General features: G+C 61.9%; 26 protein-coding genes and 1 pseudogene. 17 read left to right on the top strand and 10 right to left on the bottom strand.

What is annotated here, in order from left to right:
- The 3 genes from HX821_RS17040 to HX821_RS17030 form a co-directional block, all read right to left on the bottom strand.
- The gene (locus HX821_RS17040; RefSeq protein WP_177036116.1) at positions 1-2,253 is read right to left on the bottom strand and encodes a xanthine dehydrogenase family protein molybdopterin-binding subunit; all 2,253 of its coding nucleotides are present in this window, start codon (positions 2,251-2,253) and stop codon (positions 1-3) included.
- Positions 2,253-2,708 (bottom strand): (2Fe-2S)-binding protein, encoded by a 456-nt coding sequence (locus HX821_RS17035; RefSeq protein WP_003215609.1) that lies wholly within the window; start codon positions 2,706-2,708, stop codon positions 2,253-2,255. The genes HX821_RS17040 and HX821_RS17035 overlap by 1 nt, the downstream gene beginning before the upstream one ends.
- A 250-nt stretch (positions 2,709-2,958) precedes the next feature.
- Complete coding sequence (locus HX821_RS17030; RefSeq protein ID WP_177036115.1) at positions 2,959-3,852, bottom strand: LysR family transcriptional regulator; 894 nt, start codon at positions 3,850-3,852, stop codon at positions 2,959-2,961.
- Between the two features lie 94 nt (positions 3,853-3,946).
- Between HX821_RS17030 and HX821_RS17025 the strand changes: the two genes are divergently transcribed.
- The 4 genes from HX821_RS17025 to HX821_RS17010 all read left to right on the top strand — a co-directional run bounded on the left by HX821_RS17025 (position 3,947) and on the right by HX821_RS17010 (position 8,532).
- Positions 3,947-5,131 carry an MFS transporter gene (locus HX821_RS17025; protein ID WP_177036114.1) on the top strand — a complete coding sequence of 395 codons (1,185 nt, stop codon included), beginning with the start codon at positions 3,947-3,949 and terminating at the stop codon, positions 5,129-5,131.
- Between the two features lie 185 nt (positions 5,132-5,316).
- The gene (locus HX821_RS17020) at positions 5,317-5,838 is read left to right on the top strand and encodes a helix-turn-helix domain-containing protein (protein ID WP_177036113.1); all 522 of its coding nucleotides are present in this window, start codon (positions 5,317-5,319) and stop codon (positions 5,836-5,838) included.
- Between the two features lie 22 nt (positions 5,839-5,860).
- On the top strand, positions 5,861-6,970 hold the full coding sequence (locus HX821_RS17015) for an HlyD family secretion protein (RefSeq protein WP_177036112.1): 1,110 nt from the start codon (positions 5,861-5,863) through the stop codon (positions 6,968-6,970).
- Positions 6,967-8,532 carry a DHA2 family efflux MFS transporter permease subunit gene (locus HX821_RS17010; RefSeq protein WP_177036111.1) on the top strand — a complete coding sequence of 522 codons (1,566 nt, stop codon included), beginning with the start codon at positions 6,967-6,969 and terminating at the stop codon, positions 8,530-8,532. The genes HX821_RS17015 and HX821_RS17010 overlap by 4 nt, the downstream gene beginning before the upstream one ends.
- A 9-nt stretch (positions 8,533-8,541) precedes the next feature.
- Here the strand turns inward: HX821_RS17010 and HX821_RS17005 are convergent, their stop codons facing one another.
- Positions 8,542-9,321, bottom strand: a complete 780-nt coding sequence (locus tag HX821_RS17005; RefSeq protein WP_177036110.1) for an SDR family oxidoreductase — start codon at positions 9,319-9,321, stop codon at positions 8,542-8,544.
- Between the two features lie 109 nt (positions 9,322-9,430).
- Between HX821_RS17005 and HX821_RS17000 the strand changes: the two genes are divergently transcribed.
- Positions 9,431-9,871 (top strand): helix-turn-helix domain-containing protein, encoded by a 441-nt coding sequence (locus HX821_RS17000; RefSeq protein ID WP_003215603.1) that lies wholly within the window; start codon positions 9,431-9,433, stop codon positions 9,869-9,871.
- Here the strand turns inward: HX821_RS17000 and HX821_RS16995 are convergent.
- A pseudogene (locus HX821_RS16995) lies at positions 9,866-10,398 on the bottom strand (hypothetical protein). The gene HX821_RS17000 and the pseudogene HX821_RS16995 overlap by 6 nt on opposite strands.
- A 46-nt stretch (positions 10,399-10,444) precedes the next feature.
- On the bottom strand, positions 10,445-10,606 hold the full coding sequence (locus HX821_RS16990) for a DUF2986 domain-containing protein (protein WP_177036109.1): 162 nt from the start codon (positions 10,604-10,606) through the stop codon (positions 10,445-10,447).
- A gap of 145 nt (positions 10,607-10,751) precedes the next feature.
- Between HX821_RS16990 and HX821_RS16985 the strand changes: the two genes are divergently transcribed.
- Together HX821_RS16985 and HX821_RS16980 are read left to right on the top strand one after the other, a co-directional pair.
- Positions 10,752-11,378 carry a glutathione S-transferase family protein gene (locus tag HX821_RS16985; protein ID WP_102368774.1) on the top strand — a complete coding sequence of 209 codons (627 nt, stop codon included), beginning with the start codon at positions 10,752-10,754 and terminating at the stop codon, positions 11,376-11,378.
- 95 nt (positions 11,379-11,473) lie between these two features.
- Entirely contained in the window at positions 11,474-12,100 is a 627-nt protein-coding gene (locus HX821_RS16980; protein WP_177022092.1) for a LysE family translocator, read from the top strand.
- Here HX821_RS16980 and HX821_RS16975 read toward each other — a convergent pair.
- Both HX821_RS16975 and HX821_RS16970 read right to left on the bottom strand, forming a co-directional pair.
- Positions 12,097-12,960 carry a sensor domain-containing diguanylate cyclase gene (locus HX821_RS16975; protein WP_177036108.1) on the bottom strand — a complete coding sequence of 288 codons (864 nt, stop codon included), beginning with the start codon at positions 12,958-12,960 and terminating at the stop codon, positions 12,097-12,099. The genes HX821_RS16980 and HX821_RS16975 overlap by 4 nt on opposite strands.
- Positions 12,961-13,056: 96 nt before the next feature.
- Entirely contained in the window at positions 13,057-13,665 is a 609-nt protein-coding gene (locus HX821_RS16970) for a LysE family translocator (RefSeq protein WP_087694681.1), read from the bottom strand.
- A gap of 114 nt (positions 13,666-13,779) precedes the next feature.
- On the opposite strand from HX821_RS16970, the gene HX821_RS16965 reads away from it, so the two are divergent.
- From HX821_RS16965 to HX821_RS16955, 3 genes are all read left to right on the top strand, one after another.
- On the top strand, positions 13,780-14,643 hold the full coding sequence (locus HX821_RS16965) for a LysR family transcriptional regulator (RefSeq protein ID WP_177019879.1): 864 nt from the start codon (positions 13,780-13,782) through the stop codon (positions 14,641-14,643).
- 101 nt (positions 14,644-14,744) lie between these two features.
- The gene (locus HX821_RS16960; protein ID WP_003215583.1) at positions 14,745-15,284 is read left to right on the top strand and encodes a kinase inhibitor; all 540 of its coding nucleotides are present in this window, start codon (positions 14,745-14,747) and stop codon (positions 15,282-15,284) included.
- 5 nt (positions 15,285-15,289) lie between these two features.
- A complete protein-coding gene (locus HX821_RS16955) occupies positions 15,290-16,099 on the top strand; it encodes an AraC family transcriptional regulator (protein WP_177028427.1) in 810 nt (269 codons plus the stop codon).
- A gap of 134 nt (positions 16,100-16,233) precedes the next feature.
- On the opposite strand, the gene HX821_RS16950 is transcribed toward HX821_RS16955, so the two are convergent.
- Positions 16,234-17,493: a serine hydrolase gene (locus HX821_RS16950; RefSeq protein ID WP_177028428.1), complete on the bottom strand. Its 1,260-nt coding sequence runs from the start codon at positions 17,491-17,493 to the stop codon at positions 16,234-16,236.
- A 321-nt stretch (positions 17,494-17,814) separates the two neighbouring features.
- Here HX821_RS16950 and HX821_RS16945 point away from each other — a divergent pair, with 321 nt between their 5' ends.
- Positions 17,815-19,041: an MFS transporter gene (locus HX821_RS16945; RefSeq protein ID WP_003209751.1), complete on the top strand. Its 1,227-nt coding sequence runs from the start codon at positions 17,815-17,817 to the stop codon at positions 19,039-19,041.
- Positions 19,042-19,400: 359 nt separating this feature from the next.
- A complete protein-coding gene (locus tag HX821_RS16940; RefSeq protein WP_177036107.1) occupies positions 19,401-19,730 on the top strand; it encodes a DUF6124 family protein in 330 nt (109 codons plus the stop codon).
- Positions 19,731-19,947: 217 nt separating this feature from the next.
- Here HX821_RS16940 and HX821_RS16935 read toward each other — a convergent pair whose 3' ends face one another.
- Positions 19,948-21,261 carry a phospholipase D family protein gene (locus tag HX821_RS16935; protein WP_102605913.1) on the bottom strand — a complete coding sequence of 438 codons (1,314 nt, stop codon included), beginning with the start codon at positions 21,259-21,261 and terminating at the stop codon, positions 19,948-19,950.
- A 316-nt stretch (positions 21,262-21,577) separates the two neighbouring features.
- Here HX821_RS16935 and HX821_RS16930 point away from each other — a divergent pair, with 316 nt between their 5' ends.
- From HX821_RS16930 to HX821_RS16910, 5 genes are all read left to right on the top strand, one after another.
- A complete protein-coding gene (locus HX821_RS16930; RefSeq protein WP_003209745.1) occupies positions 21,578-22,567 on the top strand; it encodes an aldo/keto reductase in 990 nt (329 codons plus the stop codon).
- On the top strand, positions 22,564-23,154 hold the full coding sequence (locus HX821_RS16925) for a flavodoxin (protein WP_102605912.1): 591 nt from the start codon (positions 22,564-22,566) through the stop codon (positions 23,152-23,154). The genes HX821_RS16930 and HX821_RS16925 overlap by 4 nt, the downstream gene beginning before the upstream one ends.
- Positions 23,155-23,178: 24 nt before the next feature.
- Positions 23,179-24,171, top strand: coding sequence for an aldo/keto reductase (locus HX821_RS16920; protein WP_008432612.1), 993 nt, complete (start codon positions 23,179-23,181; stop codon positions 24,169-24,171).
- A 62-nt stretch (positions 24,172-24,233) separates the two neighbouring features.
- Positions 24,234-24,701, top strand: a complete 468-nt coding sequence (locus HX821_RS16915) for a cupin domain-containing protein (protein WP_008432610.1) — start codon at positions 24,234-24,236, stop codon at positions 24,699-24,701.
- Between the two features lie 228 nt (positions 24,702-24,929).
- A complete protein-coding gene (locus tag HX821_RS16910) occupies positions 24,930-25,703 on the top strand; it encodes a carboxymuconolactone decarboxylase family protein (RefSeq protein ID WP_003209734.1) in 774 nt (257 codons plus the stop codon).
- The last annotated feature ends 119 nt before the right edge of the window (positions 25,704-25,822 follow it).

Here is a 25,822-nt window from a genome sequence, read left to right as displayed (position 1 = left end):
TCAGGTGAAGGAGTGGCGGCTTAACGGCATGCTGCGAACGCGCTGCCCGGTCAACGCCGCGACGGCGTTGGCCACGGCAGGCGCCACGGCGGGCAGCGGCGGTTCGCCAATACCGCCCATTTTTTCCCCGCTCTCGATCACGCGCACGTGCACCCGGGCCATCCGCGAAGGCGGCAACACCGGGTACAAATCGTAGTTACGCGCCCGAGGCAAGCCGTCCACATACACCGCTTCCTCCAACAGCACCTGGGACAAGCCCAGCGACACCGCCCCATTCACCTGCGCCTCGACAATCGCCGGGTTGACGATGCTGCCCGGGTCGACTGCCTGCCAGATGTCATGCACCTTGACCTGGCCGTTCTCGATCGACACCTCGGCAATCACCGCCGTCTGGGTGCCGAACGGTGACGCCATCGCCACCCCGCGTGCGCGCTTGCTGCCGTCCTCGGCAACAAACGGCCCACGTTTCCAGCCACCCGACAACTCGCCCACCGCCTTCAGCAGGGTGGTCAGCCGCTGGTTATCCCGCAACAGATGCAGGCGCAACTCGAACGGGTCCTTGCCCCCCTTGTCGGCCAGTTCATCCAGGAAGGATTCGTAGAAAAAGTCATTCAGCGAATTGCCCACCGAACGCCAGTAGCCCAGCATCACCGGGCCCTTCACATAGATCTGCGCGATACGCTTGTTGGGAATCGCATAGGACTTGCCGGACAGTCCCTCAAGGGCCGTCGGGTCGAGCTTCTCGCCCTGCTTGCCCGCCAGGGCCTCGGTCGGTCCCTCCGTGGCGCTCACCGCTTCAATCGCCACCGGCCAGCCGCCGCTGTCCAGCGCCCCGCGGAAATTCACCGCTGCGACCGGGCGCAGCACATCCCGCAGGAATTCTTCTTCGCGGCTCCAGATCAACTTCACCGGGCGCCCCACCGCCTTGGCCAACTCGATGGCCTGCGGGTAAGGACTGGCCGAGTCATACAGGAAGTGCCGCCCGAAAAAACCACCCAACAACGGCGAATGCAGGGTAATCCGCTCCGGGGCCAGGCCGGTGCGCTTGGCGATATCGGCCAGGAACATGTCCTGCGCCTGATTCGGCAGCCAGATCTCCAGCGAACCGTCAGGGTTGAAGCGCGCCAGCGCCGAAGGCGGCTCCAACTGGGCATGGTGCAGGTACTGGTTGTGGTAAGTGGCCTCGACCCTGGTCTTGGCATTGGCCAGTGTGCCGGCCACGTCGCCCTCGTTCTCATCATCACGGGCCGGGCCGGTTTCTGCGGCCAGGCGCTTGAAATGCTCGTCGCTGGAAAAGTCCTTCGGCATCCCGCGCACCTTGGAATCAGCCGTCGGCTCCAGCCAGTCGACCTGAATCGACTCCACCGCACGCTTGGCATGCCACCAACGCTCGGCCACCACCGCCACCGCACCGGGCAGGCGATGCACCGAATGCACGCCCGGCATGGCCTTGACCTGGTCTTCGTTGCGCAGGCTGCCCACGGTCATGCCGAGCCGGGGCGCATGCTGCACGGCGGCATGGAGCATGCCGTCGACCTTCATATCAATGCTGTACAGCGCCTTTCCGGTGGACTTGTCATACGCATCGAGACGCTTCACCGGCTTGCCGATCCAACGGAACTGGCTTGGGTCGCGCAGCTTCACACTGGACACATCCGGTACCGGCAGGTCCATCGCCCGCCCGGCCAACTCGCCATACGCAAGGGAACGCCCGGACGCCGCGTGTACCACCTTGCCCGGCTCGGTCGACAGCTCGCTCACCGGTACCTTCAGCGCCTGCGCCCCGGCCTCCAGCAACATCGCCCGGGCCAGCGCGCCCAGCCGGCGCATCGTGGGGTAACTCATCCGCACCGACATACTACCGCCGGTGATGCGCATGCCGTTCTCCATCACCACAAAGGCTTCACCGGGCGGGGCACACTCAACCAGGAACGTGGCCGGGTCGGCGTCCAACTCCTCGCCGACAATCTGCGCCATCGCGGTGAACGTGCCCTGGCCGCCTTCGATAAACGGGCTGAGCAAACGAATCGTGTTGTCCGGGCGAATCTCCAGGAAGGCCGGCACCTGCGTACCGCGTTCGGCCGTGGCCGCGGCGGTGGCCGCCTGCACTCGGCCAGACCCCAGCGGCAGGCCAAAACCGATCACCAGCGCGCCCACGGCCGTACTGGCCAGGAAGCGACGGCGGGACAGGTTCACCGGGTCAGTCAGCGCCGCGACCAAGGGCAGCGCAGTGGGATCAATGCGAATGTTCATCAGGCCTCTCCCTTCTGCGCAAGGTCATGCACGGCGGCATGAATGGCGTTATAGGTGCCACAGCGACAGAGGTTGACCATGGCGGCCTCGATCTGCGCATCACTGGGCTTGGGCGTGTGCTTGAGCAGCGCGGTGGCCGCCATTACCTGGCCGGATTGGCAGTAGCCACATTGGGCGACCTGGTATTCCACCCAGGTGGCGACGACCCGCTTGCCGACGTCATCGGACTCGATGGCTTCGATGGTGGTGATTTCTCGGCCGACCACGCCGGAAACGGGCGTGACGCAGGAACGCACGACATTGCCGTCCACAAGCACCGAACACGCACCGCATTGCGCCAGGCCGCAGCCGTATTTGGTGCCGGTCATGCCCAGGTTGTCGCGGATGACCCAGAGCAGGGGCGTGTCGGGTTCGGCGTCGACTTGGTGGGTCTGCTGGTTAATTCGTAATTCCATGGCTCACCCGCTGATCATCGGTTGGTGTTGCATTTTTTAGTATTTTTAGACGGCAAGACGGGGCCTCGCCGCTGGGCATCGATGGCCCGTCTGGTTCGCGCGCGCGTGGTTTGACTAGTCTAGCGGGCGATGGGAATGACTTTAGACCCTGGTTCATCAAGGCGCTATGCAGGGGTGGGCAAGATCGCAGGATTAGGCAAGTATTCAAGAGGATTGCGTCAGGAGGAGCGGCCTGTGGTGTCAGTGGCGGTCACGCCGGGTGGTGTTCCACCAGAAAGTCGACAAATGCCCTGACCCGCGCAGGCATCGCCGCGCCGCCGACGAACACCGCGTGAATCGGCTCCTGGTCTCCGGGGTTGTACGCTTCAAGCAACGGCACCAGATCACCGCTGGCCAGGTCATCTGCCACGCTGAATGCGCCAATGCGCGCGATGCCGGCACCCAGCTTGGCCAGCTGGGACAATACCTCCCCGCTGTTACCCTCGATCGTACCCGACACCTGCAGCGAAAAATCGCGCCCGTCCACGCGAAACGGCCAGTCGGGCGCTGCCCGGCGGAAGTTGAAACGCAGGCAGTTGTGGTTGAGCAAATCCTGCGGCAGCCGCGGCGTGCCGTGACGCGCCAGGTAGTCCGGGGAAGCCACGATCACCTCGCCGATGGAGCCGATAAGGCGAGCGGTCAAGGGGCTGTCGGCCAATTGACCGAAGCGGATTGCAACGTCCGCTTGCCCGCCCAGGATATCCACCACCTCATCCTCCAGCCGCAACTCAACCACGATGGCCGGGTAGCGCGCGCTGAACGCGGCAACCAGCGGCACGATCGACAGCCGCCCGTGTGCGAGCGCCGCGCTGACCCTCAGCCGCCCCCGTGGCGCGCCCTGGTCGGTGATCGCATCCTCGACTTCGGCCATGTCCGCCAGGATCCGCCGGGCGCCGCGCAAATACGCTTCGCCTTCGGCGGTGAGCGTGATCGCCCGGGTGGTGCGCAGCAGCAGGCGGGTGCCTATGCGCCCCTCGATGCGGGTGATGATGCGGCTGATGGATGACGGTGTGAGGCCCAGCACCCGAGCCGCCCCCGAGAGGCTGCCCTGCTCCGCGACCATGGCGAACACCGCCATCTCCCCCGACCGACCGCCTATGTCCACTTGTGATCTCCACGCAAAGCTGTAGTGCCCTGCCGAGGGCTACCGCCTGAAAAGTCGTGATTGTAGCATTTGATACAAAGATGAGGAGTCACCCATGCGTATCAACCCACCCCTTGTAGCACTGTCCATCGGCGCCTTCGGCATCGGGGTCACCGAGTTTGCCCCCATGGGCATGTTGCCCGGGATCGCCGCCGACCTCGGTGTTTCCATTCCCGCCGCCGGGCTGCTGGTCAGCGCCTATGCCATGGGCGTGCTGATCGGCGCCCCGATCATGACCCTCGCGACAGCCAGGGTGGCGCGCCGTTATCTGCTGGTGGGCCTGATGGCCATTTTCACCCTGGGTAATCTGCTGTCCGCCCTGGCCACCGACTACCAGACCCTGATGGTCGCCCGGTTGGTGACATCGCTGAATCACGGGGCATTCTTCGGCATCGGCTCCATCGTGGCAGCGAGTGTGGTGGCGCCCGACAAACGCGCGGGGGCCGTCGCCGCGATGTTCCTCGGGCTGACCCTGGCGACCATCGGTGGCGTGCCCCTGGCAACCTGGTTCGGCGAGAACTTCGGCTGGCGTACGGCGTTCTGGGGCATCAGCGGGCTCGGGGCGTTCGTGATGGTGGCCCTGTGGTGGGCGCTACCGAATACGCCCGCTCCAAAAGGGGGAAGCCTGATGGCCGAAATCCGCGTACTGGGCCGCGGGCCGGTACTGGCAGCGCTGGCGTTGACCGTGGTGGGGTCCAGCGCCATGTTCACGGTGTTTACCTATATCGCGCCGATTCTGCGGGATGTCACCCACGCCTCGACCAACTTCGTCACCGCAATGCTCGTGCTGTTCGGGATCGGCCTGACCCTCGGCAACGTCTGGGGCGGCAAGTCTGCGGACCGTTCGGTGGACCGCACCCTGATAACGTCGCTCGTGGTCCTGATTGCCGTGCTGCTGGCGTTCTCTGTGCTCATGCAATGGCCGCTGCCCGCCGCCTTGTCGATCCTGCTGTGGGGCGCCGCCAGCTTTGCGCTGGTACCTCCCCTGCAGATGCGCGTGATGGAAGCCGCCAAGGATGCACCCAACCTGGCCTCGGCGATGAACATCGGTGCGTTCAACTTCGGTAACGCCATTGGCGCGGCGCTGGGGGGAGCAGTGATCAACGCAGGGCTGGGCTACCCGGCCATTTCGCTGGCTGGTGCGATCATGGCGGCCCTGGGTTTGCTGATGGTGCTGGGGCTCGGCTGGCGTTCGCGGCGCACAGGTTCACGTATCTGCCAGGCACCGGCGCAGGCATAAGGACAGCCGCGCTCAAACGGCCCCCCTACACCCTCCCCTCTGAAAAGCCCCGAATCCCGGGGCTTTTTTGCGTCTGCCTGGCCGCCATCCATCGCTGCAAAAAATTTCAACTAGTGACTTTCATTATGAAATCCACTGTGCAATATTACTTTCGTAATATTTAGCAACAGTTCCCGGAGCCCCTCATGAAGAAAGCCAGCTTCCAACCCATGCCCTGCCCGGTCGCCCGTGCCCTGGAGCACATCGGTGATGGTTGGAGCCTGTTGATCCTGCGTGATGCGTTCTACGGGCTACGCCGTTTCGACGAGTTCCTGCAGAGCCTCGGGATCGCCTCGAACACCCTGACCCGCCGCCTGAATGCGTTGGTGGCCGGCGGCTTGCTGGAACGGCGCCCGTACCAGGACAACCCGCCGCGCCATGAGTACCACCTCACCGAAGCGGGCCGGGACTTGCGCCAGGTCATCCTCACGCTGATGGCCTGGGGCGCGCGGCATGCCGAGGGCTCGACCAAGGTGTTTCTCGCCGATGAGGCCACCGGGCGCCCGGTGGTGCTGGCGTTGATGGATGCCAACACCGGCAACCCCATCACCCGTGCGGGCCACCGCGTACATGTCAGCGCCGATGCCGAACCGCTGACCCTGTGGCGCGCACGAACCGGCCGGGCCTACGCCGAAAAAGACCAGCTGGTCAGCCCCTTCCCCCACTAATACTCAACGAGGTCATTTCGTCATGGACGCTCCAGTCAGCGCTGTGCCCGAACCCATCCAACCATCCCGGCGCAAACAGGTTTTACGCCTGGGGCTGTTGACCCTGGCCGTGGCGGGCGGCGTGTGGTACGCCAGTCACTGGTGGCTGGTCAGCCGGTTTATCGAAGACACCGACGACGCCTATGTCGGGGCGGATGTGACGGTGATCAGCGCCAAAGTGCCGGGCTATATCAGCGAAGTGACGGTGCAGGACAACCAGTTCGTTCGGGCCGGCGACGTGCTGGCGCGCATCGATGTGCGCGACTACCGCACGGCCCTGGCCAAGGCCGACGGCGCCGTGGCCGCGCAACAGGCCTCGCTTGCCAACCTCGACGCCACCGAACAACTGCAACTGGCGGTGATCAACCAGGCCAAGGCACAGATCGACGCCACCGATGCCGAAGCACAACGGGCCGGCGACGATCAAACGCGTTACCAGAACCTGGTGCGCAGCCAGGCCGTATCGGTCGAAAGCGCACAGCGGGTCAGCGCCGTATGGAAGACCGCCCGCGCCGACCACTCCCGGGCACAGGCCGGGTTGATGGCGGCGCGCCGGCAAATCGACGTGATTGAAACCCAGCGCGGCCAGGCACGTGCCGCGTTGCAACAGGCGCAGGCCGAACGCGACCAGGCGCAATTGAACATCAGCTATACCGAACTGCGGGCGCCGGTGGATGGTTACGTGGGCAACCGCCGCGCCCGGGTCGGTGCCTACGCCGCGGCCGGCAGCCAACTGATCTCGGTGGTGCCCGCGAAAGGATTGTGGGTGGATGCCAACTTCAAGGAAGACCAATTGGGGCGCCTGCAGGTCGGGCAAAGCGTGAGCATCCGCGCCGACATCCTCCCCGGCCGTGAATTCCACGGGCACATCGAGAGCCTGGCCCCCGCCACCGGGGCGCAATTCAGTGTGCTGCCGCCGGAAAACGCCACCGGCAACTTCACCAAGATCGTGCAGCGAGTGCCGGTGCGCGTGCGCCTCGACAGCAACGATGCCGACTTCGGCGCCCTGCGTCCGGGCCTGTCGGTGATGGCGAAGGTCAACACCGATGAGGCGTTCGAGGACCAGGCCAGCGCCCTCAAGGCCCAGCTATGAACAGCCCGTTGCCCGCCCTCAGCACCGCACAAAAAGTCGCGGCCTTCGCCACCATGTGCGTGGGCATGTTCATCGCCTTGATCGACATCCAGATCGTCTCCGCCTCCCTCAAGGACATCGGCGGCGGGTTGTCTGCCGGCGCGGACGATACGGCGTGGGTGCAGACCGCCTACCTGATCGCGGAAATCATCGTGATCCCCATGTCAGGCTGGCTCTCCCGGGTGATGAGCACGCGCTGGCTGTTCGCGGCGTCGGCGGCCGGGTTCACCTTGACCAGCCTGCTGTGCGCGATGGCCTGGAACATCCAGAGCATGATCGCGTTTCGCGCCTTGCAGGGGTTCCTGGGGGGCTCGATGATTCCGTTGGTATTCACCACCGCGTTCATGTACTTCAACGGCAAGCAGCGGGTGATCGCCGCCTCCACCATCGGCGCCATCGCGTCCCTGGCCCCCACATTGGGCCCGGCCGTCGGCGGTTGGATCACCGACATCTCCTCCTGGCACTGGCTGTTCTACATCAACCTGCTGCCCGGCCTCTTCGTGACCTTTGCGGTGCCGATGCTGGTCAAGGTCGACCGCCCCAACCCGTCATTGCTCAAGGGCGCCGACTATATCGGCATGGCGTTGATGGCGGTGTTTCTCGGCTGCCTGGAATACACCCTTGAAGAGGGCCCGCGCTGGAACTGGTTCAGCGACAGCACCATCTCGACCACGGCCTGGATAGCCGCCATCAGCGGCGGGCTGTTTATCTGGCGCTGCCTGGAAATCAAGGAGCCGATCGTCGACCTGCGCGCGCTTCGGGACAGGAACTTCGCCCTGGGCTGCCTGTTTTCATTTATCACCGGCATCGGCATTTTCGCCACCATCTACCTCACGCCGCTGTTTCTCGGGCGGGTGCGCGGGTACGGCTCGCTGGATATCGGCCTGGCGGTGTTTTCCACGGGGGTGTTCCAGTTGCTGGCGATCCCGGTGTACGCCTTGCTGGCCAATCGTTTCGACCTGCGCTGGATCCTGATGTTCGGGTTATCGCTGTTCGCCCTGTCGATGTGGGACTTCTCCCCCATCACCCACGACTGGGGCGCCAGGGAGCTGCTGTTGCCCCAGGCCATACGCGGGTTTGCTCAACAAATGGCAGTGCCGCCGGTGGTCACCCTGACCCTCGGCGCACTGGCCCCCGACCGCCTGAAGCTCGCCTCGGGCCTGTTCAACCTGATGCGCAACCTCGGCGGCGCCATCGGCATCGCCGCCTGCGCCACGGTGCTCAATGACCGCACCAACCTGCACTTCCTGCGCCTGGCTGAACACCTGAACATCCGGAACGAATCGATGAATGTGTGGCTTGACCAGCTTTCCGGGAATGCCCAGTTGCTGGGACAAAACAGCCTGGATTCGAGCCAGTTCGCGCTGAGTCAGCTGTGGGCGCTGACCTGGCGCGAGGCGCAAACGCTGACCTATGCGGACGCATTCCTGATGATCATGGTGTGCTTCGTCGTCGCCGTGTTGCTGGTGCCGTTGATGCGCAAGGTGCAGCCGCCGAAGCAGCCGACTGCGGATGCGCATTGAATCGTCCGATCATGTTAAAGGCCGCACCGGCGCCAGCCGGCTGAGCTTGGTCATCTGTTTGAATATCAGGCCAGGCGCAACCCGGCTGGCTACCTTCAGCACCTTGCTCAACCCCGGGCATATGTCCAGTTGGCCGGCTTCGATTTGCCGGATGCAGTGCTGCACCATCAGCACCGGGTCCATGCCTTTTTCGTTCTTCATTTCTTCCGCGAACTCGGCCCTGAGCAGCGGTGTTTCGGTGCCGGGTGGGGCAAGCTCCACCACGGTGACGGCGCTGTGCTGAAGCTGTGCCCGCAGGCACTGGGTGTAAGCGTGCAATGCGGACTTGGACGCACTGTAGACGGGCGCCGCCGGAAACGGCACAAACGCCAGCCCGGACGAGACGTTAACAATCAGGCCGCGCGGGTGCTTGAGCAGCCAGGGAAGAAATTGCTGGATCATCCGGATCGGGCCGTTCAGGTTGATCTCGATCTCTTCAGTCACGTCCGCCAGCGCCCGCTCTCCGGCCAGCTTGATATTGCGCATCACGCCCGCGTTATTCACCAGCGTATCGAGCCCAGGGAACTGACCGGTGACTGCCGCAAACAGCGTTTGGATGCTGGCGGGGTCGCGCACGTCGCTTTGAAACGTGTGCAGGCTCGGCAGCAGTTGCCGCGCCTCGTCCAGCCTGTGCTGATCGCGGCCCGTCACGATCACGGTATTGCCTCGTGCCACAAGCTGGCGTGCAAGCTCAAGCCCGATACCACTCGAACCTCCCGTCACTAGCACTGTTCGTCCGGTCATCTTCATCGACACTCTCCAATGGTGGGTCACACGCAAGGAGCTTGAGGGATACACTGGCCTTAAGTAAGTAGGCACCCAAAAGATCTATACGCACCTGAAAGAGAGTGTCCAACAAATGAACAAACACCCTGGCTTTACCGACGAGCAGATTGCCGCCGCCCAGTTTTATGCCCGGCAAACACCCCCGAAGGATCTGGACCCACGGATCGCGCCCCTGGTGACCGACCTGATAGGTCGCGTTGCAGACAAATGGACCATGCTGATTCTTGAAGCCTTGATCGAGACGACGCCGCTGCGCTTCACGCGCCTGAGTGAGCGAGTCGGCGGCATCAGCCAGAAAATGCTGACGCAGACTTTGCGGGGGATGGAGAGGGACGGCCTGGTGGTGCGCAAGGTCTACCCCGTCGTGCCGCCGAAGGTTGAATACAGCCTGACAACCCTCGGCTTTACGCTGGGTGCCGCCTTTTGTGGCGTGTGGGTCTGGGCGGCAAACAACCTGGAGGAGATTGAACAGGCACGGGCGGATTTCGATCTACGGTGCAACACCGAGTCATAAGGCCGCAAGGTACTGGAGCACCTCTCCAATCCCGTCAATATCGGGAGCCTCGCTCACGGCGGCTTGCGGGCTGCACCATGGGTAACTCAGGCCGGACACCCAGCTCATCACGCTCCCAAGTCTGACGCCGGCAGTGTCTTCATATGCTCGATGGTAATCGTCAGCCTTTCGACCAGCCCCGATTCGACACTGAACTGCCACTCATACACTCCGCACCCAACCCGGGCTTCGCCGGAGTTCTTGTCGGACATGCCCACCAGCCATTTGCACTGATAGGTTTGGGCCCCCCCCTGCGGTGGCTGCCCCAGGCAAAACGTATAGACGTTTTCAAAGGTCTGCCCGAACCGCCTCACCAGCACATCGCCGATGCCGCCCACCCCTTCGACGTGGGGCGGAAACGAGATGGACCCGGTGCGCACCACCATGTCCAGGATTGCCTCGGGAACAAACGCCCGGCTGAGCAAATGCGGGCGGTTGCCGTCCTTGGCGAGTATGTAGTGCTGAATCGCGAGTTGAGCAGTGTTCATGGTTTTTCCGTCGACTCCCTATCAGGTAATGCTTAGGCCTTCTGGATCAGCTCTCAGAGGTAACAACAGGCTCATCACCGGAGTCGGCAGCCAGCTTCAATCGGTCTGCTTTACTGATGTATTTATCCTTTTTGGCCGGTGCCAATTTGGCGCTGGCCTTTTTGGCCTTGGCCTTGAACAGCTGCTGTAGTTTTTTTTGACGATTCATGTTTTCTATCCGGTGTGTAATCAGTGCTTGCCGGCGTGATTATCCATCTTTCATGCCTTTATCGAAGCAGATTTAATTCACGGCACTCCACAGCGCCACCGCGGTCTGTCCCTATACGCCTCTATTCTCGCCCAGCGGAGCCACCATGATCATCGTCCACCACCTCAACAACTCCCGTTCGCAACGCATCCTGTGGCTGCTCGAAGAACTCGGCCTGCCCTACGAGCTCAAGCGCTACCAGCGCGACCCGAAAACCAACCTCGCGCCCCCTGAACTCAAGGCGATCAATGCCCTGGGCAAATCACCGGTGATTCAAGACGGTCCCCACGTGGTGATCGAGTCCGGCGCCATCATCGACTACCTGATTCGCCGCCATGGTAACGGCCGCCTGCAACCGGATCCGGCCACTGCAACCTATGACGAATACGTGCAATGGCTGCACTTCGCCGAAGGTTCGGCCATGCTGCCACTGATGCTCAACCTGTACGTCGGGCGCCTGGGTGACGCGGGTGCGCCGTTGCATCCGCGTATCGAATCCGAGGTGGCGAACTACCTGGGTTATCTGGACAACGCACTGGGGCTCACGCCGTACCTGGTGGGTGACGAATTGACCGGCGCGGATATCCAGATGAGCTTCATCGGCGAAATCGCCCGGGCTCAGGGCAAGCTGCAGGCCTACCCGAATGTGGCGGCGTGGGTGCAACGCTTTCAGGAACGGCCGGCGTATCGCAAGGCGCTGGAACAGGGTGGCGCATACGCGTTCGCGAAGTAAAAGGCCAGGCGGTTCCGGCGGGAGTTCATCTGTATTGCGTTAATCCCCGGGATGAGGATTACTGTAGGACGCATCCGGCATTGAGATAACACAGCATGTTCGAACTCGCCCCCATCCTGACGTATGTCGCCGTGGTCATCGGCCTTTTCCTGATTCCCGGCCCAGCCGTGCTGCTGGTGATCACCCGCACCCTCCAGGGTGGCCGCAAGGTCGGGATTGCCACCGGGCTGGGGGTGGCCTCGGGCGACCTGATCCATACGCTGTGCGCGGCGCTAGGCCTGTCGGCCATCCTGATGACCTCGGCCGTGGCGTTTAACGTGGTCAAAATCGTCGGTGCCTGCTACCTGATCTACCTGGGCGTACGCGCCTTCATGGCCAAGCCTGGCGTAACCACGCGCAAAGACCTGCCCACGGTGACCTCGACCCAGGCGTATTTCCAGGCGGTGGGTGCCGAAGTGCTGAACCCGAAAACCGCGATTTTCTTCCTGGCCTTCCTGCCGCAATTCATTCACCCGGAATCGGGTTCTTCCCTGGCGCAGTTCGCGGTGTTGGGGTTGATCTTCTCGGGGCTCAGTGCGGTGTACACCACGCTGATTTCGGTGGCGATTCGTCCGTTGAGCCAATGGATGGTGGGCCTTTCAAGGCTGCGCCGTTGGGAGGGGAAGATCATTGGGACGTTGTTCATGGGATTGGGGCTGAAGATTGCTTTCCAGCAGCGTTAATCGGTTGCAAACCGCTGCCTTTTAACCCGGTACATCTCACCGTCCGCGTGGCTGAGCAGGCTGTCGGCATCCTCGCCGTCCGCCGGATAAAACGCCACGCCGATACTGCAGGACGGCATTTTCACCGCGCCGAACTCCGCGCTGAGTGGCTGGGCCATCACCGCGAGTATCTGCTGCACTTTCGCCGACACGGCGTCCGACGACTGAATATCCGTCAGCAGCACCGTAAATTCATCCCCGCCCATCCTGGCCACCAGGTCGGTTTCACGCACACAGCCTTCCAGCCGCCGCGCGATCACGCAGAGCACGCGATCGCCCATGGCGTGCCCATGCACATCGTTGATGCCCTTGAAGTCGTTCACGTCCAGAAACAGCAAGGCCAATGGGCTTTTGTGGTGGCGCGCCACTTGCAGGGCCTCGTCCAGCCGGTCATTGAACAGTGACCGGTTGGTGAGAGCCGTCAGCGGGTCATGGTGGGCGAGGAAGCGCAGCTCCTCCTCGGCTTGCGTCAGGGCCGTGATGTCCCGCGCGACACCAATCCGCGCGCCCACCTCTTCAGACCAGAAAGCAGCCCACAGGATATGCACCACGCTGCCATCCTTGCGGATGTAGCGGTTGCGGAAGTCGACGTGGGGTTTGCCATTCATGACCCGCACAATCGAGGCCCGGGTGCGGGCCAGGTCTTCAGGGTGCATGTAGTGGGTGATCAGGGTGCCGGTCAGTTCCTCGGCGCGGTACCCCAGCAGCGCTTCGCAGGCATCACTCACAAACACGATCTGGTTTTCACTGTCGACCACGAACACTGTATCCAGCATCAAGTGGATCAGTTTCGGATAGAGGGCTTGCAGGTCAACGGGCATAGGTCTGGGAAGCGTCTGGTTCGGATCTGCCGATCATAGCCCGATCATGATGGATGGCAAAAAGGAATCATCACGGCCCGACCGGTGAGCCCGTGCTCAGGCGTGGATAGGCAGGGCCAACCCGAACAGCACAAAAAAACCGCCGCAGACTTTATTGAATCGGCGCCCGGTTCGCGCCAGCCAGGGCCTTACCCGGTGCGCGGCGCTGGCCACCAGGTACTCGACGATGAACTCCACCACGGCGTAGGTCAGGGCGATGGTGAGCGTCTGCGCGATGATGCTCCGGTGCGGGTCCAAGAACGGTGGAATAAACGCGGTGAACAGCAGCAAGGCCTTGGGGTTTGAGATCGCCGATACCAGCCCCTGGCGGAACAGCGGCCAGCTCCGCGAGCTGGTAGTGCCGGTCGCCTCAAGGCTGACCGGTGCCGCCCGCCACAGCCCGAAGCCCAGCCAGATCAGGTACAGCCCACCCGCCACCTTCAAGGCCGTGAACAAACTGGCCGATGCCTGGATCAGCGCACCCAACCCCAACGCACACAGCGCCAGCACAATCGCAAAACCGAGCACGCCGCCGCTGATGGTGAACAGCGTTTTGCGGCTGCCGTGAAGGGCACCGTGGGTCAGCGCCAATAACGCATTGGGCCCTGGCACCACCGAGATGCCGAAGCAGGTAACCAGGTAAAGCAACCAGGTATCAAAGGGCATGGATCCGATCCAGAAGGTGTTGGTTCAAGGCAGAATGTTGCGGGTGAACAAGCGTCCATGAAAAGCGCATAATTCAGGCCTTAGCCATTCGATTAACGAATAGAGGTCAGCGCGATGCCCGCCAGCGATTTGCAACTCGATTGGCTCAAATGCTTTGTGGCCGTGGTGGATGCCGGCTCGTTGTCTGGCGCCGCCCACGAGGTCAACCGCTCGCAGTCCGCCGTCAGCATGCAGATGAAGAAACTCGAAGCCGCCCTTGGACGACAGCTCTTGAGTCGCGGCCCGAGGCACCTGCAACTGACTGCCGATGGCCAGACGCTGCTGAGCTACGCCCGGCGCATGCTCGCCCTGCACGCTGAAACCCAGGCGGCGTTTCACGGTGAAGAGCTGACCGGGCGCATCCGCCTTGGCGTTGCCGAAGACTACGCGGCCCGGTACCTCACGCCGCTGCTCAAACGCTATTCGCCGCGCTACGCCGGTGTGGAAATCGAACTGACCTGTGAACAGTCGACCACGCTGATCCCACAGTTGCGCAGCGGCGATCTTGACCTGGCGCTGGTGTCTCGGGACTCGCCCCAAAGCGGCACCTTCCTGTTCAAGGAGCCCATGGTATGGGTAGGTTCACCGCAGTTCGAACTGTGGCGGCGCGACCCGATCCCCATCGCCGTCTACGAAAGCGCAAGCCTCGCCCGGCGATATGCGGTGAACGCACTCACCCAGCAAGGCCGCGAATTCAAGGTGGTGTACAACAGCTCCAGCCTTGCCGGCCAGGTGGCCGCCGTCGAGGGCGGGCTCGCGATTGCCGCGATCACCCAATGCACCGTGCAGGATTCGCTCCAGGTACTCGGTGACGAGCACGGTTTGGGCAGCATTGAGCCCATGGAGGTTTCGATTCTGCGTAGCCGGGCGTCCCGCGGGTCCAAGGCGGTCAATAGCCTGCATGCGTTCATCATCCGAACGCTGAGGGCTCAGCCTTAGTGAGCAGAGCGTTTCGGCACAATCATCGAGCGCTTCGGCGCAGTGCCGTGCCTACGCGCTGTTTAGGATCAAGGCTCAAACCACGCCTGGACATCACCGCAATGAAACTCAAAGCACTTGCCCCCGCGATCACCCTGATCATGGCCGCCAGCGGACACGCCGCCAGCTTCTCACTCAACAGCCCGGACATTGCCGACCAACGCCCGCTGACGCACCTGCAGGAATTCAACGGCTTCGGCTGCAGCGGGGGCAACACCTCCCCTGCCCTGTCCTGGGCCAACGCCCCGGCGGGCACCAAAAGCTTCGCCATCACCGTCTACGATCCCGACGCCCCGACCGGCAGCGGCTGGTGGCACTGGACGGTGGTGAACCTGCCCGTCACCGTCTCCAGCCTGCCGAGCAATGTCGGCACCCACCTGCCGGCCGGGGCAGTGCAAGGCCGCACGGACTACGGCCAACCCGGCTTCGGCGGCGCTTGCCCGCCCGTGGGTGATAAACCGCATCGCTATCAATTCACCGTGTGGGCGTTGAAAGTCGACACCCTGCCGATCGACAATCAATCCAGCGGCGCCCTGGTCGGCTACATGCTCAATGCCAACAGCTTGGCCAAGGCCACAATCACGGCCCCTTACGGACGCTAGTCACGATGGATGTTCACGAAGGTCTGCGGCACCGGGAAAGCATCATCGAAAGCTGCGTGATCAGGGCCCGGCAACACCATACCCTGCAACGCGTGCCGATCTTCATGACCGCCCTGTGCCGCGTGCGCCAGGGGCAAAAACTGATGCAGTGGGATGAGCGCGAAATGCGCGCCGGCCCACAGCACCTGATTCTACTGCCGGCGGGCCGCGAGCTTGGGGTGACCAACTTTCCCGGTGCCCAGGGTGACTACATCGCCGACGTGGTGTCGTTTCCGGTGCCGGTGTTGCGTAACTTCGTTGCCCGGTATGGCGCGCAGTTCAAGGGCAGCATGCATGCCGACCTGTGCGTACGCCTGGACAAACAGACCCGACAAGCCTGGGACCAACTGCTGACCGCACTGAGCACCGGCGCCCCGTCGGCCTTGTGCACCCACTATGGCGAGGCCGTGTTGCTCTGCCTGTGCCTGGCCGGCCAGGCGGGACCGTTGCTGATGGATCGCAACGACCCCTTGAGTGAACGCGTGCAGCGGTTGATCGGCAGCAACCTGTCCAGGGACTGGACCGTTGCCACGGTTGCGCAGCAGTTGAATCTGGGGGAATCGACGTTGCGTCGGCAGTTGGCCAATGAGGATGCTAGCTTCAGGGCCATCCTGGAAAATGTTCGGCTGGGGGCGGCGTTGCAACAGCTGCAAACCTCCAGGGATTCCATCGGGGAGATTTCCAGTGCGTGCGGGTATGCGTCGGCGTCGCGGTTTGCGGTGAGGTTCAAGTCACATTACGGGCTTTCACCGCGCTCGTTGCGGGCGGCGATGTGAGGTACACACTCGCTGAGTAGCCCGTAGCCTGTGGCGAGGGAGCTTGCTCACGCTGGGCCGCGCAGCGGCCCCAAAAAATGGGCCTGCTGCGCAGTCCAGCGGGAGCAAGCTCCCTCGCCACAGGTACTTCGCGGTTATTGAAGCGCTTTGGCAACCGCATCAAAGGCAAACATATCGTCGATCACCTTGCCACCCGTGGGTTTGGTCTGCGCCTGCCACACCACAATCACCACATTCCTGGTCGGATTGATGTAGAGGTACTGACCAAACGTACCGGCCGCCGTAAAGGCTTTATCCGCTTTGGAGGCGTCGGTCCAACCTGGCCACCACATGGACGCAAAGTCACCGTACGCCGCATCTGAACCCGTAGTCGCGCTGGCAAAACTCAACCAGCCTTCAGGCAACACTGGCTGCCCACCGGCCTTGCCACCGCTAAGCACGAACTGCCCAAAACGCCCGTAATCCTCAAGCGTCGCGCTGATACCGCTGCCGCCCACTTCATTGCCATTGAGGCCGTCGAGCCACCACTTGGCATCGGTTTGCATGCCGTAAGGCGCCCAGATCTTCTCGCTCAGGTATTGCGTCAGTGGCTTGCCCACCGCAGCGCTCACCAGTTGCCCCAACACTTGAGTTTCACCGGTGCTGTAGTTGGTGCGAGTGCCAGGCGGCGCAGCGGTGGGCAGGCTGGCCATGAACTTGAGGAGCGACCCGGGCACTTGTTCACTACGCAGTTTGATCAAGTGGCGCTCGTCCGAGGTAGGGTCCGTGTATTGCTCGTTCCACTTGATCCCGGAGCGCATGGAGAGAATCTGGCGCACGGTGACCTGGTCATAACCGCTACCGGCCAACGCGGGTAAATAACGGGTGACCTTGTCATCCAGGCTCTTGATGGCGCCGTCCTGCAGCGCCGCGCCCACCAGCGTCGAAGTGATGGACTTGGCCACCGACATCGACATCCACCGGGTGTCGGCGGTGTTGCCTTTTTCATAACGCTCATCAACGATCTTGCCGTCCTTGAGCACCAACAGCCCGGTTACCCGGTTGATCGCCACGTAGTCATCGAGGCTGTAATGCTTGCCTTTGTAGTCAAAGGCAACCGGCCCGAGTGGCTGGCTGCTGCGGGGTAACGGGAACGGATGGCCGCCGGCCTTGATCGTGCGCGTCGGGAACAACCGGTCGGTATTACGGAAGGTAGTGACGGCCAAGTCCTCGCTGAGCCTGCCGTCATAGATGGCCTGCACGTCGCCGATCGGTTCCTGTGCATGGGGATAAGGCTTCGCGGGATCCGGGGTGGCCGCGCAGGCGGTTAACGACAGCGCAAGTGTCGACGCACACACCAACACATGAAGCGCGCTGCGTTCAACCGGGGATGAAGGGCGATGAAGCACGGGCATAAGCACCTCTTTATTATTGTTTGATCGGCCTTGAAACGCTTCGGCACATCAGCAAAAACCGACATGCCGAGGCTTAGGATGCAGCGGGGGATTTTTTCTGGCGCGCGGGATCGGGCCGGATTACGCGCGGAGTCGGGCCATGGGCAATCGCGAGGGTCTATACGGAAGAGAACGCTCTACGCAGGCAGTCTTATCAACGAGACTGATGATTACTATCGAACCGGTCGCCTATTGGCTTACCAAAACCGATTCCTATAATCACCTCCACTTTTCCCCCTCCCGTCTGTCCGCAGGCGAAATCTCCTCCCGGAACCCAACACCATGCCAAGCGCAAGCCGGGCCCCTAGCGGCCTCCCCGAACATAATCAACAAACCGTCCTGCAGCAGTGGCTGGCGATTCTCTCGGTGGCCGTGGGCGCCTTCGCCCTGGTCACCAGCGAGTTCCTGCCGGTGGGCGTACTCAACGACGTCGCCGCCGACCTCGGCATCAGCGCCGGCCACGCCGGGCTGATGGTCACCCTGCCCGGCATCATGGCCGCCCTCGCCGCCCCGTTGCTGTCGGTGGGCATTGGCGCCATGGACCGTCGCTACCTGCTGATCGGCCTGACCCTGATCATGATCATCGCCAACATGGTAGTGGCCTACGCCAGCGACTTCAGCCTGCTGCTGTTCGGCCGCGTCCTGCTGGGCATCAGCATCGGCGGCTTCTGGGCCACCGCCATCGCCCTCAGCGGCCGCCTGGCGCCCAAGGGCGTGGGCGTCGCGAAGGCCACCTCGATCATCATGATGGGCGTGACCCTGGCCACCGTCCTCGGCGTACCCGTCGGCACCTGGCTGAGCGGCCTGATGGGCTGGCGCATGACCTTCCTCGTCACCGCACTGGTGGGCATACCGGTACTGCTGGCACAGATGTTCCTGCTGCCCCGCCTCGAACCGGAAAAAGCCATTCGCATCGCCGACCTGCCGGCCCTGTTCATCAACCCACAAGCCCGGGTTGGCTTGATCGCCGTATTGCTGATCGGCCTGGCCCACTTTGCCGCGTACACCTACGTCGCCCCGTTCTTCAAAAACAGCTCCGGCTTCGACGGCCCGACCATTGGCTCCCTGCTGCTGCTCTACGGCGTGGCCGGCGTAATGGGCAACGTCTTCGCCGGCTTCGCCGCCAACCGCAGCGTGCGCCACACCTTGCTGCTGGTCGCGCTGATGATCGGCACCAGCACCGCCCTGTTCCCCTACTTCGCCACCGGCATGAGCGGCGCAGTAATGCTGATCGCCCTGTGGGGCTTTGCTTTCGGTGCCTTCCCGGCCTGCGCGAGTATCTGGATGTTTGTGGTTGCGCCCAAGGATGTGGAGCGTGGCATGCCGCTGTTCGTCGCGTTGTTCCAGGTGATCATTGCCGTGGGCTCGTTCTTTGGCGGGCAGATTGTCGACAAGATGGGGACGTCGGTGCTGTTGAGTTTGGCGACCGCGTTGGTGGGCGCCGGGTTTGTGACGGTGCTGGTGTTGGGGCGCAAGGTGAGTAATAGCCTGGCGGCTCAGCCTGCTTAATCGAGGAAAACGGGACTGATTGAATTCAGTCCCGTGGCTGGAGGCAGTGAGCACCGCACCTTGCTCCATTGCCTACAGTTGCGTCAGAATCCGCCGGCTTGTGCACCTGGGTGGGCGTCTCTAAGGTTGCTCGGTCGCTGAAAACTCAGTGATCGGGTTTAGTAGCCCTAGATTATCCAAGCAATGTGCATGAGCTTCATCAATCAGACGTCTCTGTCTGTGCTTGATGGTGGCTGTGCGCAGGGCGTCTTCGGGCGCGCCGGTCTTTGTTTGGATTCCCGGTCTACTAACCTGTGCACAGCTGCCACCCCATTCGTTTAGTAGCGAAAAGGTGGCGGCCCACATAGAGAATCCAAACAATGTTCAAGGTAACGCCGAATCCTCCGGGCACTCCCGATTTGAAACTCAACCAAGCCGCGCAGCGCGCCTTGGATCACTATCTCAATCCCTCCTCCGCCAAAACCGCCCCGCCGTCGGGTGCGTTGTTCAGTGTGGCTGCTGATGCCAGCAGTGAAAGTTTGATCATCAATAGCTATGAAACCTTTGCCTCGGTCAGCGCGTTGCTGCTTGATCTGTCGGAAGAGCTGAGCGGGAAAGACCGTGATGTGGCGTTGGCTATTCACCAGCTTAGTGAGTTGGGGGTGCTGTTGATGGGTAAGTTGATGGATCGGGAGGTGCCGTCTAGCTGAAACCGGACGCTGTCCAGGCTACTCAACTAGCTCAATCGACTGATCGCCGAGGCGCTGTAGGCATCTACGGCGGCTCAGCGACGACGATGCCGCTTTAGTTGAGTAAGTCGCCGCTCATGCTGCGCTCAATAGCGGTTTCAGGCCATTTGCCGCCATTACGAAACGCCGTTTTCGACTCCAAACGGACACTCCACTGATGTCAGGCAGGTGTGGGATTTCAGCTTCTGGTGGTCGCGACAAGAATGGGCTTTGTACCGTTGCGCCCTTTAAAGACCATTGTCACATCGACCACCGTATCCATTCCCTCAAAAAACACATCCGCGTTGACCCCATCGAGCCGTTTCTTCAGAGGGGTAGTACTGGTGATGTGGCGGCTCAGTAGGCTTTCAAAGTCAGCCCTATTGCTATCAATCCACCTCTTCAGATCGGTTCTGAGCTGCTCGATTGGCTTGAGCTTTTTACCCGACGGCTTTCGCTTGGGTCCTAGCGTGTCGAGAACGCTGATCTCGTCGATTGAGTAGAGAACCGGGACCATGCACAGTTCGGTCCCGTTCTCGTTCTTCAAGATGGCAACAAGAGTCGTGTCGGAAGGCGCCCGAGCAAGATCTTTTGGGGTGACGGAGAGTGTCACATCCACCCGATCGAACGGTTTAGGCAGAATCCCACCAATGGTCATGCTTTGAGCGAATTTCGTGATTTGTTGGCTCGCAAGCCTTGCCCAGCCGACCTTCTGTTGATTGAGCACGCATAGGCAACGGCTCGACTTAATCATCCGGGGGAGCACGATGCCGTTCTTCCTGGTCCACTGGAGCAGGTCAACCTTCGCATCAAATTTCAGTCGTGCAGAGCCCTCAGATGGCTTTACTGTTCCGGTGTATTTCGTGCCGGAAGGTGCGCCAGACCGAACGGCAGCACCAATTGCAGCTAGGTTCTTAGCCTTTCGTGCAGCTCTCTCTTGTTCCTGCTGATCCCGAGCAACCTGGACTCGCTTGGCTTGGTAGGTATCGGCTTTACCCTGAATCTTGGACATCGCTTCGTTGAATTCTTCGAAAGCCTTTTTGGCTAAGCGAACATCCTTCTCCATCCGCAACACCCTGGCCCAGTCGATCAATTCCAGATCCGGGTCGTCAATCCAATCATTGACCACGCTCCGAACTCGCTCACAAGAATTGGCTTTACTGTTATCGAAACAAACACTCAACTCCTTATTTTTCGAGGCCCCCCTGAAGGTAAGGTTCTGGCTGCCAAGTGTGACGAAGTCAGCCTCGTCCATGATGACTTTCGCATGAAGGTCCTTCACCTCGTAAATCGTGCACTTGTTGATGAGCAACAGCTTGAAGGCAGCGATTGTTGACGCCATACAGACGAAGTCCCTTACCTCGAACCGTGTGTAAAACGTTGCTTGCTTGTTGGCCAAGAGCTTAAGCGTGCTGTTTTCTGTGATGTAGGGGGACAGCACTGTCAGAGGCGTGGTGGCTTCTCGGATCTGCCGATTCCATCGAGGAGCCAAATTGGTTCTGATGCGGATCATTCAACCGTCCCTGGTCTGCCTGGGCGCGAGGCGCGGGGTATATTGCAATCCCTCCAGTATACCGCCGGCGCAGCTGACCATCACAGGCTGTAACCTTGATCGGCAGAGAACAGCCAAAAGCGAACGATCAAGAGAGTGTCAGATTTTTTGTGTACGAGCGGTGATGGCCTACCGTGAGGCAAGCCTTCATTCGACAGTCGCCACCGCCCCTCTTCCGGGACTGATGAGCAAACCTCATGAAGCCTTGCCGATTTACCCGTCTAGTCCTCAGTCGTTAGCGCGCTTACTGTCTCCCCACGCCCAACGGGAGATCAACATGCACAAACGCACACTCGGCAACAGTTCACTCGAAGTATCCGCCCTCGGCCTCGGCTGCATGGGTCTGAGCCATGGCTATGGCCCGGCCACGGATACCGAGCAAGCCATCGCACTGATCCGCTCAGCCGTTGAACGAGGCGTCACGTTCTTCGATACCGCCGAATTCTACGGCCCCTATATCAATGAGCAAGTAGTCGGCGAGGCGCTGGCGCCAGTTCGCGACCAGGTTGTGATCGCTACAAAATTCGGCTTCGCCGTCGGCACCGACAATACAAAACAGGCTCTGGACAGCCGGCCCGAACGTATTCGAATAGCCGTCGAGGGTTCGTTGCGTCGACTGAAGACCGATTACATCGATTTGCTCTACCAACACCGCGTCGATCCGGACGTGCCGATTGAGGACGTTGCCGGGGCGGTGAAAGACCTGATTAGCGAAGGAAAGGTCAAGCACTTCGGCCTGTCGGAGGCAGGCGCGCAAACCATTCGTCGCGCCCATGCGGTACAGCCGGTCACGGCGCTGCAAAGCGAATACTCGCTGTGGTGGCGCGAGCCTGAGCTGGAAATCCTGCCGACCCTTTGGGAGCTGGGCATCGGCTTCGTACCGTTCAGTCCATTGGGTAAAGGCTTTCTCACCGGCACGGTGTCGGCCGATTCCACTTATGGCAGTGACGACTTCCGCAGCATCGTCCCGCGTTTCAGCCAGTCGGCGCTGCAGGCAAATCAGGGTCTGGTGGTGTTGATCCGTCAGATTGCTGCGCAGAAACAAGCGACACCGGCCCAGATCGCGCTGGCCTGGCTGCTCGCGCAGGCACCGTGGATTGTGCCGATTCCGGGCACGACCAAACTGCATCGCCTGGAAGAAAACCTCGGCGGCGCGAACATCACCCTCGACGCTGCCGAACTCAAGGCCATTGATACCGCGCTGGCGCAGATCCGCATCGAAGGCGAGCGCTATCCCGAGGCTCTCAAGGCGCGCGTCGGTCGATGAGTACCGATCACGATCCGCTGCGGCGCACGGTCATCGCCGCACTGGCCAGCGCCCCGCTGCTGTCGCTCGCCGACGCGCAAGGCGCCAGTGAAACACCGCGTTCGGGCTCGCGGATTCTGGTCGCGTATTTCTCGCGCTCGGGCAATACCCGCGTGGTCGCCGGGCTGATCCAGCGTGGACTGGGTGCCGATCTGTTCGAGATTCGCCCCGCCCACGCCTACCCCGAGGACTATCTGCAAACCGTGGAACAGGCGCGCCAGGAACGTGACAGTGGCTTCGAACCCGAGCTGCAAAACACGGTTCACGCCCTCAGCGACTACGACACGATCTATCTCGGCTTTCCGATCTGGGGTGAAACCGCCCCGCCGATCGTGCGCGCATTCCTCAGCGCCCACGATCTGACCGGCAAGACCCTCATCCCCTTCAACACCCATGGTGGATATGGCCTGGGCAACAGCCGCCGTGTGCTGGTCAAGCATGCGCCGAAGGCCAAAGTGCTGGAAGGTTTTGTGATGGAGGGTGAGCAGGAGCGCAAGACCATGGAACGCGTGAACGGCTGGCTGAAAGATCACCCTCTCACGCACTAATCGAATTCTGTACGGAGTAACTCCATGAAAATCCGCACGTTGGGTAATGGCCTGGAAGTGTCCGCCTTGGGTCTTGGCTGCATGAGCATGACGTCGGCCTACGGGCCGGCAGCCGACCAAGCCAGCATGATCAAGCTGATTCGTTCGGCCCACGAGCAAGGCGTCACCTTGTTCGACACCGCCGAAGCGTATGGCCCGTTCGCCAATGAAGAGCTGCTGGGGGAGGCCTTGCAGCCGATCCGCGAGCAGGTCGTCATCGCCACCAAGTTCGGTTTCGATATCGACCTGATCACCGGCGCACGTGGCGGCGGCACCAACAGCCGCCCGGAGCATATACGCGCCGTGGCCGAAGCGGCGTTGAAGCGTCTGCGCACCGATTGCATCGACCTGTTTTATCAGCACCGCGTTGATCCCCAGGTGCCCATCGAAGACGTGGCCGGCACCGTCAAGGATCTGATCGCCGAGGGCAAGGTCAAGCATTTCGGCCTTTCTGAAGCGGGTGTGGAAACCATTCGCCGGGCCCACGCGGTGCAACCGGTCACGGCGGTGCAAAGCGAATATTCGCTGTTCTGGCGTGGCCCGGAGCTGGAACTGCTAGCCGTGCTGGAAGAACTGCGGATCGGCTTCGTACCGTTCAGCCCGCTGGGCGCCGGTTTCCTCACCGGTCAGATCGACGAGAACACGCAGTTCGACGCGAGCGATTTCCGCAATTTCGTCCCGCGCTTTTCCCCTGAAGCGCGCAGGGCCAATCTGGCGTTGGTCGATGTGGTGAAAGCCGTCGCGCAACGCAAACACGCCACGCCGGCGCAAGTGGCACTGGCCTGGTTGCTCGCACAGAAACCGTGGATTGTGCCGATACCGGGCACGACCAAACAGCATCGCCTGGAAGAAAACCTGGGCGCGGTCGAGCTGCAATTGAACGGCGACGATCTGCGCGTGATCAACGAACAGATGGCACAGATTCGGGTGCACGGCGAACGTCTGCCGGAGTCGGCACTGAAAATGACCGGACTCTGAGTCTGCCCGACGCGGCGCCATGTGCGGCGTCGCTTTCTCTGTCTGACCGGAGAACTCATCCGATGAACCGATTGATTGCGCCACTCGTTGCTTTGTCACTGATGGCGGCAGAGTCCCAGGCCGCCAGCGAAATCCGCGTTACGCCGAACGGATCCCAGCCTTCGATCAAGGGCGCAGCGGAAAACTTTACCGGCTCTGTACGCGTCGATGGCCTGTTCAAAGGTGAAGCGCCCGCGCGCATCGGTGGCGGCACGGTGACCTTCGAACCCGGCGCACGCACGGCGTGGCACACCCATCCGCTGGGACAAACGCTGATCGTCACTGCCGGCGTCGGCTATGTGCAGCAAGAGGGTGGCGCGCGTCAGGAGATCCATCCGGGCGACACTGTCTGGATTCCACCGAACACCCGTCACTGGCACGGCGCCACGGCCAGCAACGGCATGACCCACATCGCCATCGCTGAAGCCGAGGATGGCAAGACCGTCACCTGGGCGGAGCAGGTCTCGGAGGCGCAATACGCCGGCCAATAAAGTTACGGAATGTGTCGAAGCTGCTCGACCGGCACGTTCGCGGCGAACCGCCACGTAACCTCAATGCCCCGTAACAACCTGCCCGCACCGGGATTCCAGCGGTTATCGCACGTAGACTCATGAGTTCTGCTCATGAGTCCATGCGCTATTTCGGGGTTAATCGCCACAACCATCCTCCTTACGATCCAGCAACACCGCAGCGCCCCGCAATGGATGGAGCCCTTCACGATGATCACTGACACCCGCAACCGCACTGCCCTCCCCACACTCATGGCGCTCTGCCTGAGCGTCGGGGCGATGTTCAGCGTCACCACTCAAGCAGCCGAGGCTTCGCCCACCATGACCAGCACACCCGCCAGCGCAGCCCGCTTGTCGAGCCAGCAACAAGCCATTCCACTGATCGCGGCGTTCATGGCGACCAGCGACATGCCCAACCTCAACACGGCGCTCAACCAAGGGCTTGATGCCGGCCTGACCATTAGCGAAACCCGCGAAGTCCTCGTGCAGCTCTACGCCTACGTCGGCTTCCCGCGCAGCCTCAACGCCTTGAATGAATTGATGACCGTGGTGCAGGCGCGCAAACAACGCGGCCTTGACGATGCGCCGGGGCGTGAGCCGAGCCGGGTGATACCGGTGGGGGATGAGCTATTGGCAGCGGGTACGGCGAATCAAACGAAAATCTCCGGCGCCCCGGTCAAAGGCCCGGTGTTCGAGTTCGCCCCAGTGATCAACCAGTTCCTGCAAACGCACCTGTTCGGCGACATCTTCGAGCGCGACAACCTCGACTGGCAAAGTCGCGAATTGGCGACTGTCGGAGCGCTGGCAGCGACGCCGGGGGTCGAGCCTCAGTTGCGCTCGCACATGGCGGCGAGCCTGCGCGTCGGGCTCAGCGCAGCACAGTTGCACCTAGTCACCGAACTGCTGAAAAAGCATGGCGATGCACAGACTGCCGAGCGGGCCAACGCAGCGCTGGTCCAAGCCCTCGCGGCGTCGAGGAAGTGACATGAGAACTGCAAAACGTCTGCTGAGCGTCATGCTGTTGAGCCTGTTGGCGGCCTGCGCGAACCACTCCGAAGGCCCGCTGCTGATCCAGAAACAAGGCAGCTTCGCCGCCGGCGGAA

It is taken from the genome of Pseudomonas sp. B6001 (genome assembly GCF_013386015.1).
GTDB lineage: Bacteria > Pseudomonadota > Gammaproteobacteria > Pseudomonadales > Pseudomonadaceae > Aquipseudomonas.
The sequence above is the reverse complement of the archived record's forward strand: the minus strand, read 5'-3'. Positions and strand labels throughout refer to the sequence as shown.

Excerpts from the sequence above, each read along its gene's own strand:
- HX821_RS17040 (WP_177036116.1), bottom strand. The coding sequence starts at position 2,253 with ATGAACATTCGCATTGATCCCACTGCGCTGCCCTTGGTCGCGGCGCTG.
- HX821_RS17035 (WP_003215609.1), bottom strand. The coding sequence starts at position 2,708 with ATGGAATTACGAATTAACCAGCAGACCCACCAAGTCGACGCCGAACCC.
- HX821_RS17025 (WP_177036114.1), top strand. The coding sequence starts at position 3,947 with ATGCGTATCAACCCACCCCTTGTAGCACTGTCCATCGGCGCCTTCGGC.
- HX821_RS17020 (WP_177036113.1), top strand. The coding sequence starts at position 5,317 with ATGAAGAAAGCCAGCTTCCAACCCATGCCCTGCCCGGTCGCCCGTGCC.
- HX821_RS17015 (WP_177036112.1), top strand. The coding sequence starts at position 5,861 with ATGGACGCTCCAGTCAGCGCTGTGCCCGAACCCATCCAACCATCCCGG.
- HX821_RS17010 (WP_177036111.1), top strand. The coding sequence starts at position 6,967 with ATGAACAGCCCGTTGCCCGCCCTCAGCACCGCACAAAAAGTCGCGGCC.
- HX821_RS17005 (WP_177036110.1), bottom strand. The coding sequence starts at position 9,321 with ATGAAGATGACCGGACGAACAGTGCTAGTGACGGGAGGTTCGAGTGGT.
- HX821_RS17000 (WP_003215603.1), top strand. The coding sequence starts at position 9,431 with ATGAACAAACACCCTGGCTTTACCGACGAGCAGATTGCCGCCGCCCAG.
- HX821_RS16990 (WP_177036109.1), bottom strand. The coding sequence starts at position 10,606 with ATGAATCGTCAAAAAAAACTACAGCAGCTGTTCAAGGCCAAGGCCAAA.
- HX821_RS16985 (WP_102368774.1), top strand. The coding sequence starts at position 10,752 with ATGATCATCGTCCACCACCTCAACAACTCCCGTTCGCAACGCATCCTG.
- HX821_RS16980 (WP_177022092.1), top strand. The coding sequence starts at position 11,474 with ATGTTCGAACTCGCCCCCATCCTGACGTATGTCGCCGTGGTCATCGGC.
- HX821_RS16975 (WP_177036108.1), bottom strand. The coding sequence starts at position 12,960 with ATGCCCGTTGACCTGCAAGCCCTCTATCCGAAACTGATCCACTTGATG.
- HX821_RS16970 (WP_087694681.1), bottom strand. The coding sequence starts at position 13,665 with ATGCCCTTTGATACCTGGTTGCTTTACCTGGTTACCTGCTTCGGCATC.
- HX821_RS16965 (WP_177019879.1), top strand. The coding sequence starts at position 13,780 with ATGCCCGCCAGCGATTTGCAACTCGATTGGCTCAAATGCTTTGTGGCC.
- HX821_RS16960 (WP_003215583.1), top strand. The coding sequence starts at position 14,745 with ATGAAACTCAAAGCACTTGCCCCCGCGATCACCCTGATCATGGCCGCC.
- HX821_RS16955 (WP_177028427.1), top strand. The coding sequence starts at position 15,290 with ATGGATGTTCACGAAGGTCTGCGGCACCGGGAAAGCATCATCGAAAGC.
- HX821_RS16950 (WP_177028428.1), bottom strand. The coding sequence starts at position 17,493 with ATGCCCGTGCTTCATCGCCCTTCATCCCCGGTTGAACGCAGCGCGCTT.
- HX821_RS16945 (WP_003209751.1), top strand. The coding sequence starts at position 17,815 with ATGCCAAGCGCAAGCCGGGCCCCTAGCGGCCTCCCCGAACATAATCAA.
- HX821_RS16940 (WP_177036107.1), top strand. The coding sequence starts at position 19,401 with ATGTTCAAGGTAACGCCGAATCCTCCGGGCACTCCCGATTTGAAACTC.
- HX821_RS16935 (WP_102605913.1), bottom strand. The coding sequence starts at position 21,261 with ATGATCCGCATCAGAACCAATTTGGCTCCTCGATGGAATCGGCAGATC.
- HX821_RS16930 (WP_003209745.1), top strand. The coding sequence starts at position 21,578 with ATGCACAAACGCACACTCGGCAACAGTTCACTCGAAGTATCCGCCCTC.
- HX821_RS16925 (WP_102605912.1), top strand. The coding sequence starts at position 22,564 with ATGAGTACCGATCACGATCCGCTGCGGCGCACGGTCATCGCCGCACTG.
- HX821_RS16920 (WP_008432612.1), top strand. The coding sequence starts at position 23,179 with ATGAAAATCCGCACGTTGGGTAATGGCCTGGAAGTGTCCGCCTTGGGT.
- HX821_RS16915 (WP_008432610.1), top strand. The coding sequence starts at position 24,234 with ATGAACCGATTGATTGCGCCACTCGTTGCTTTGTCACTGATGGCGGCA.
- HX821_RS16910 (WP_003209734.1), top strand. The coding sequence starts at position 24,930 with ATGATCACTGACACCCGCAACCGCACTGCCCTCCCCACACTCATGGCG.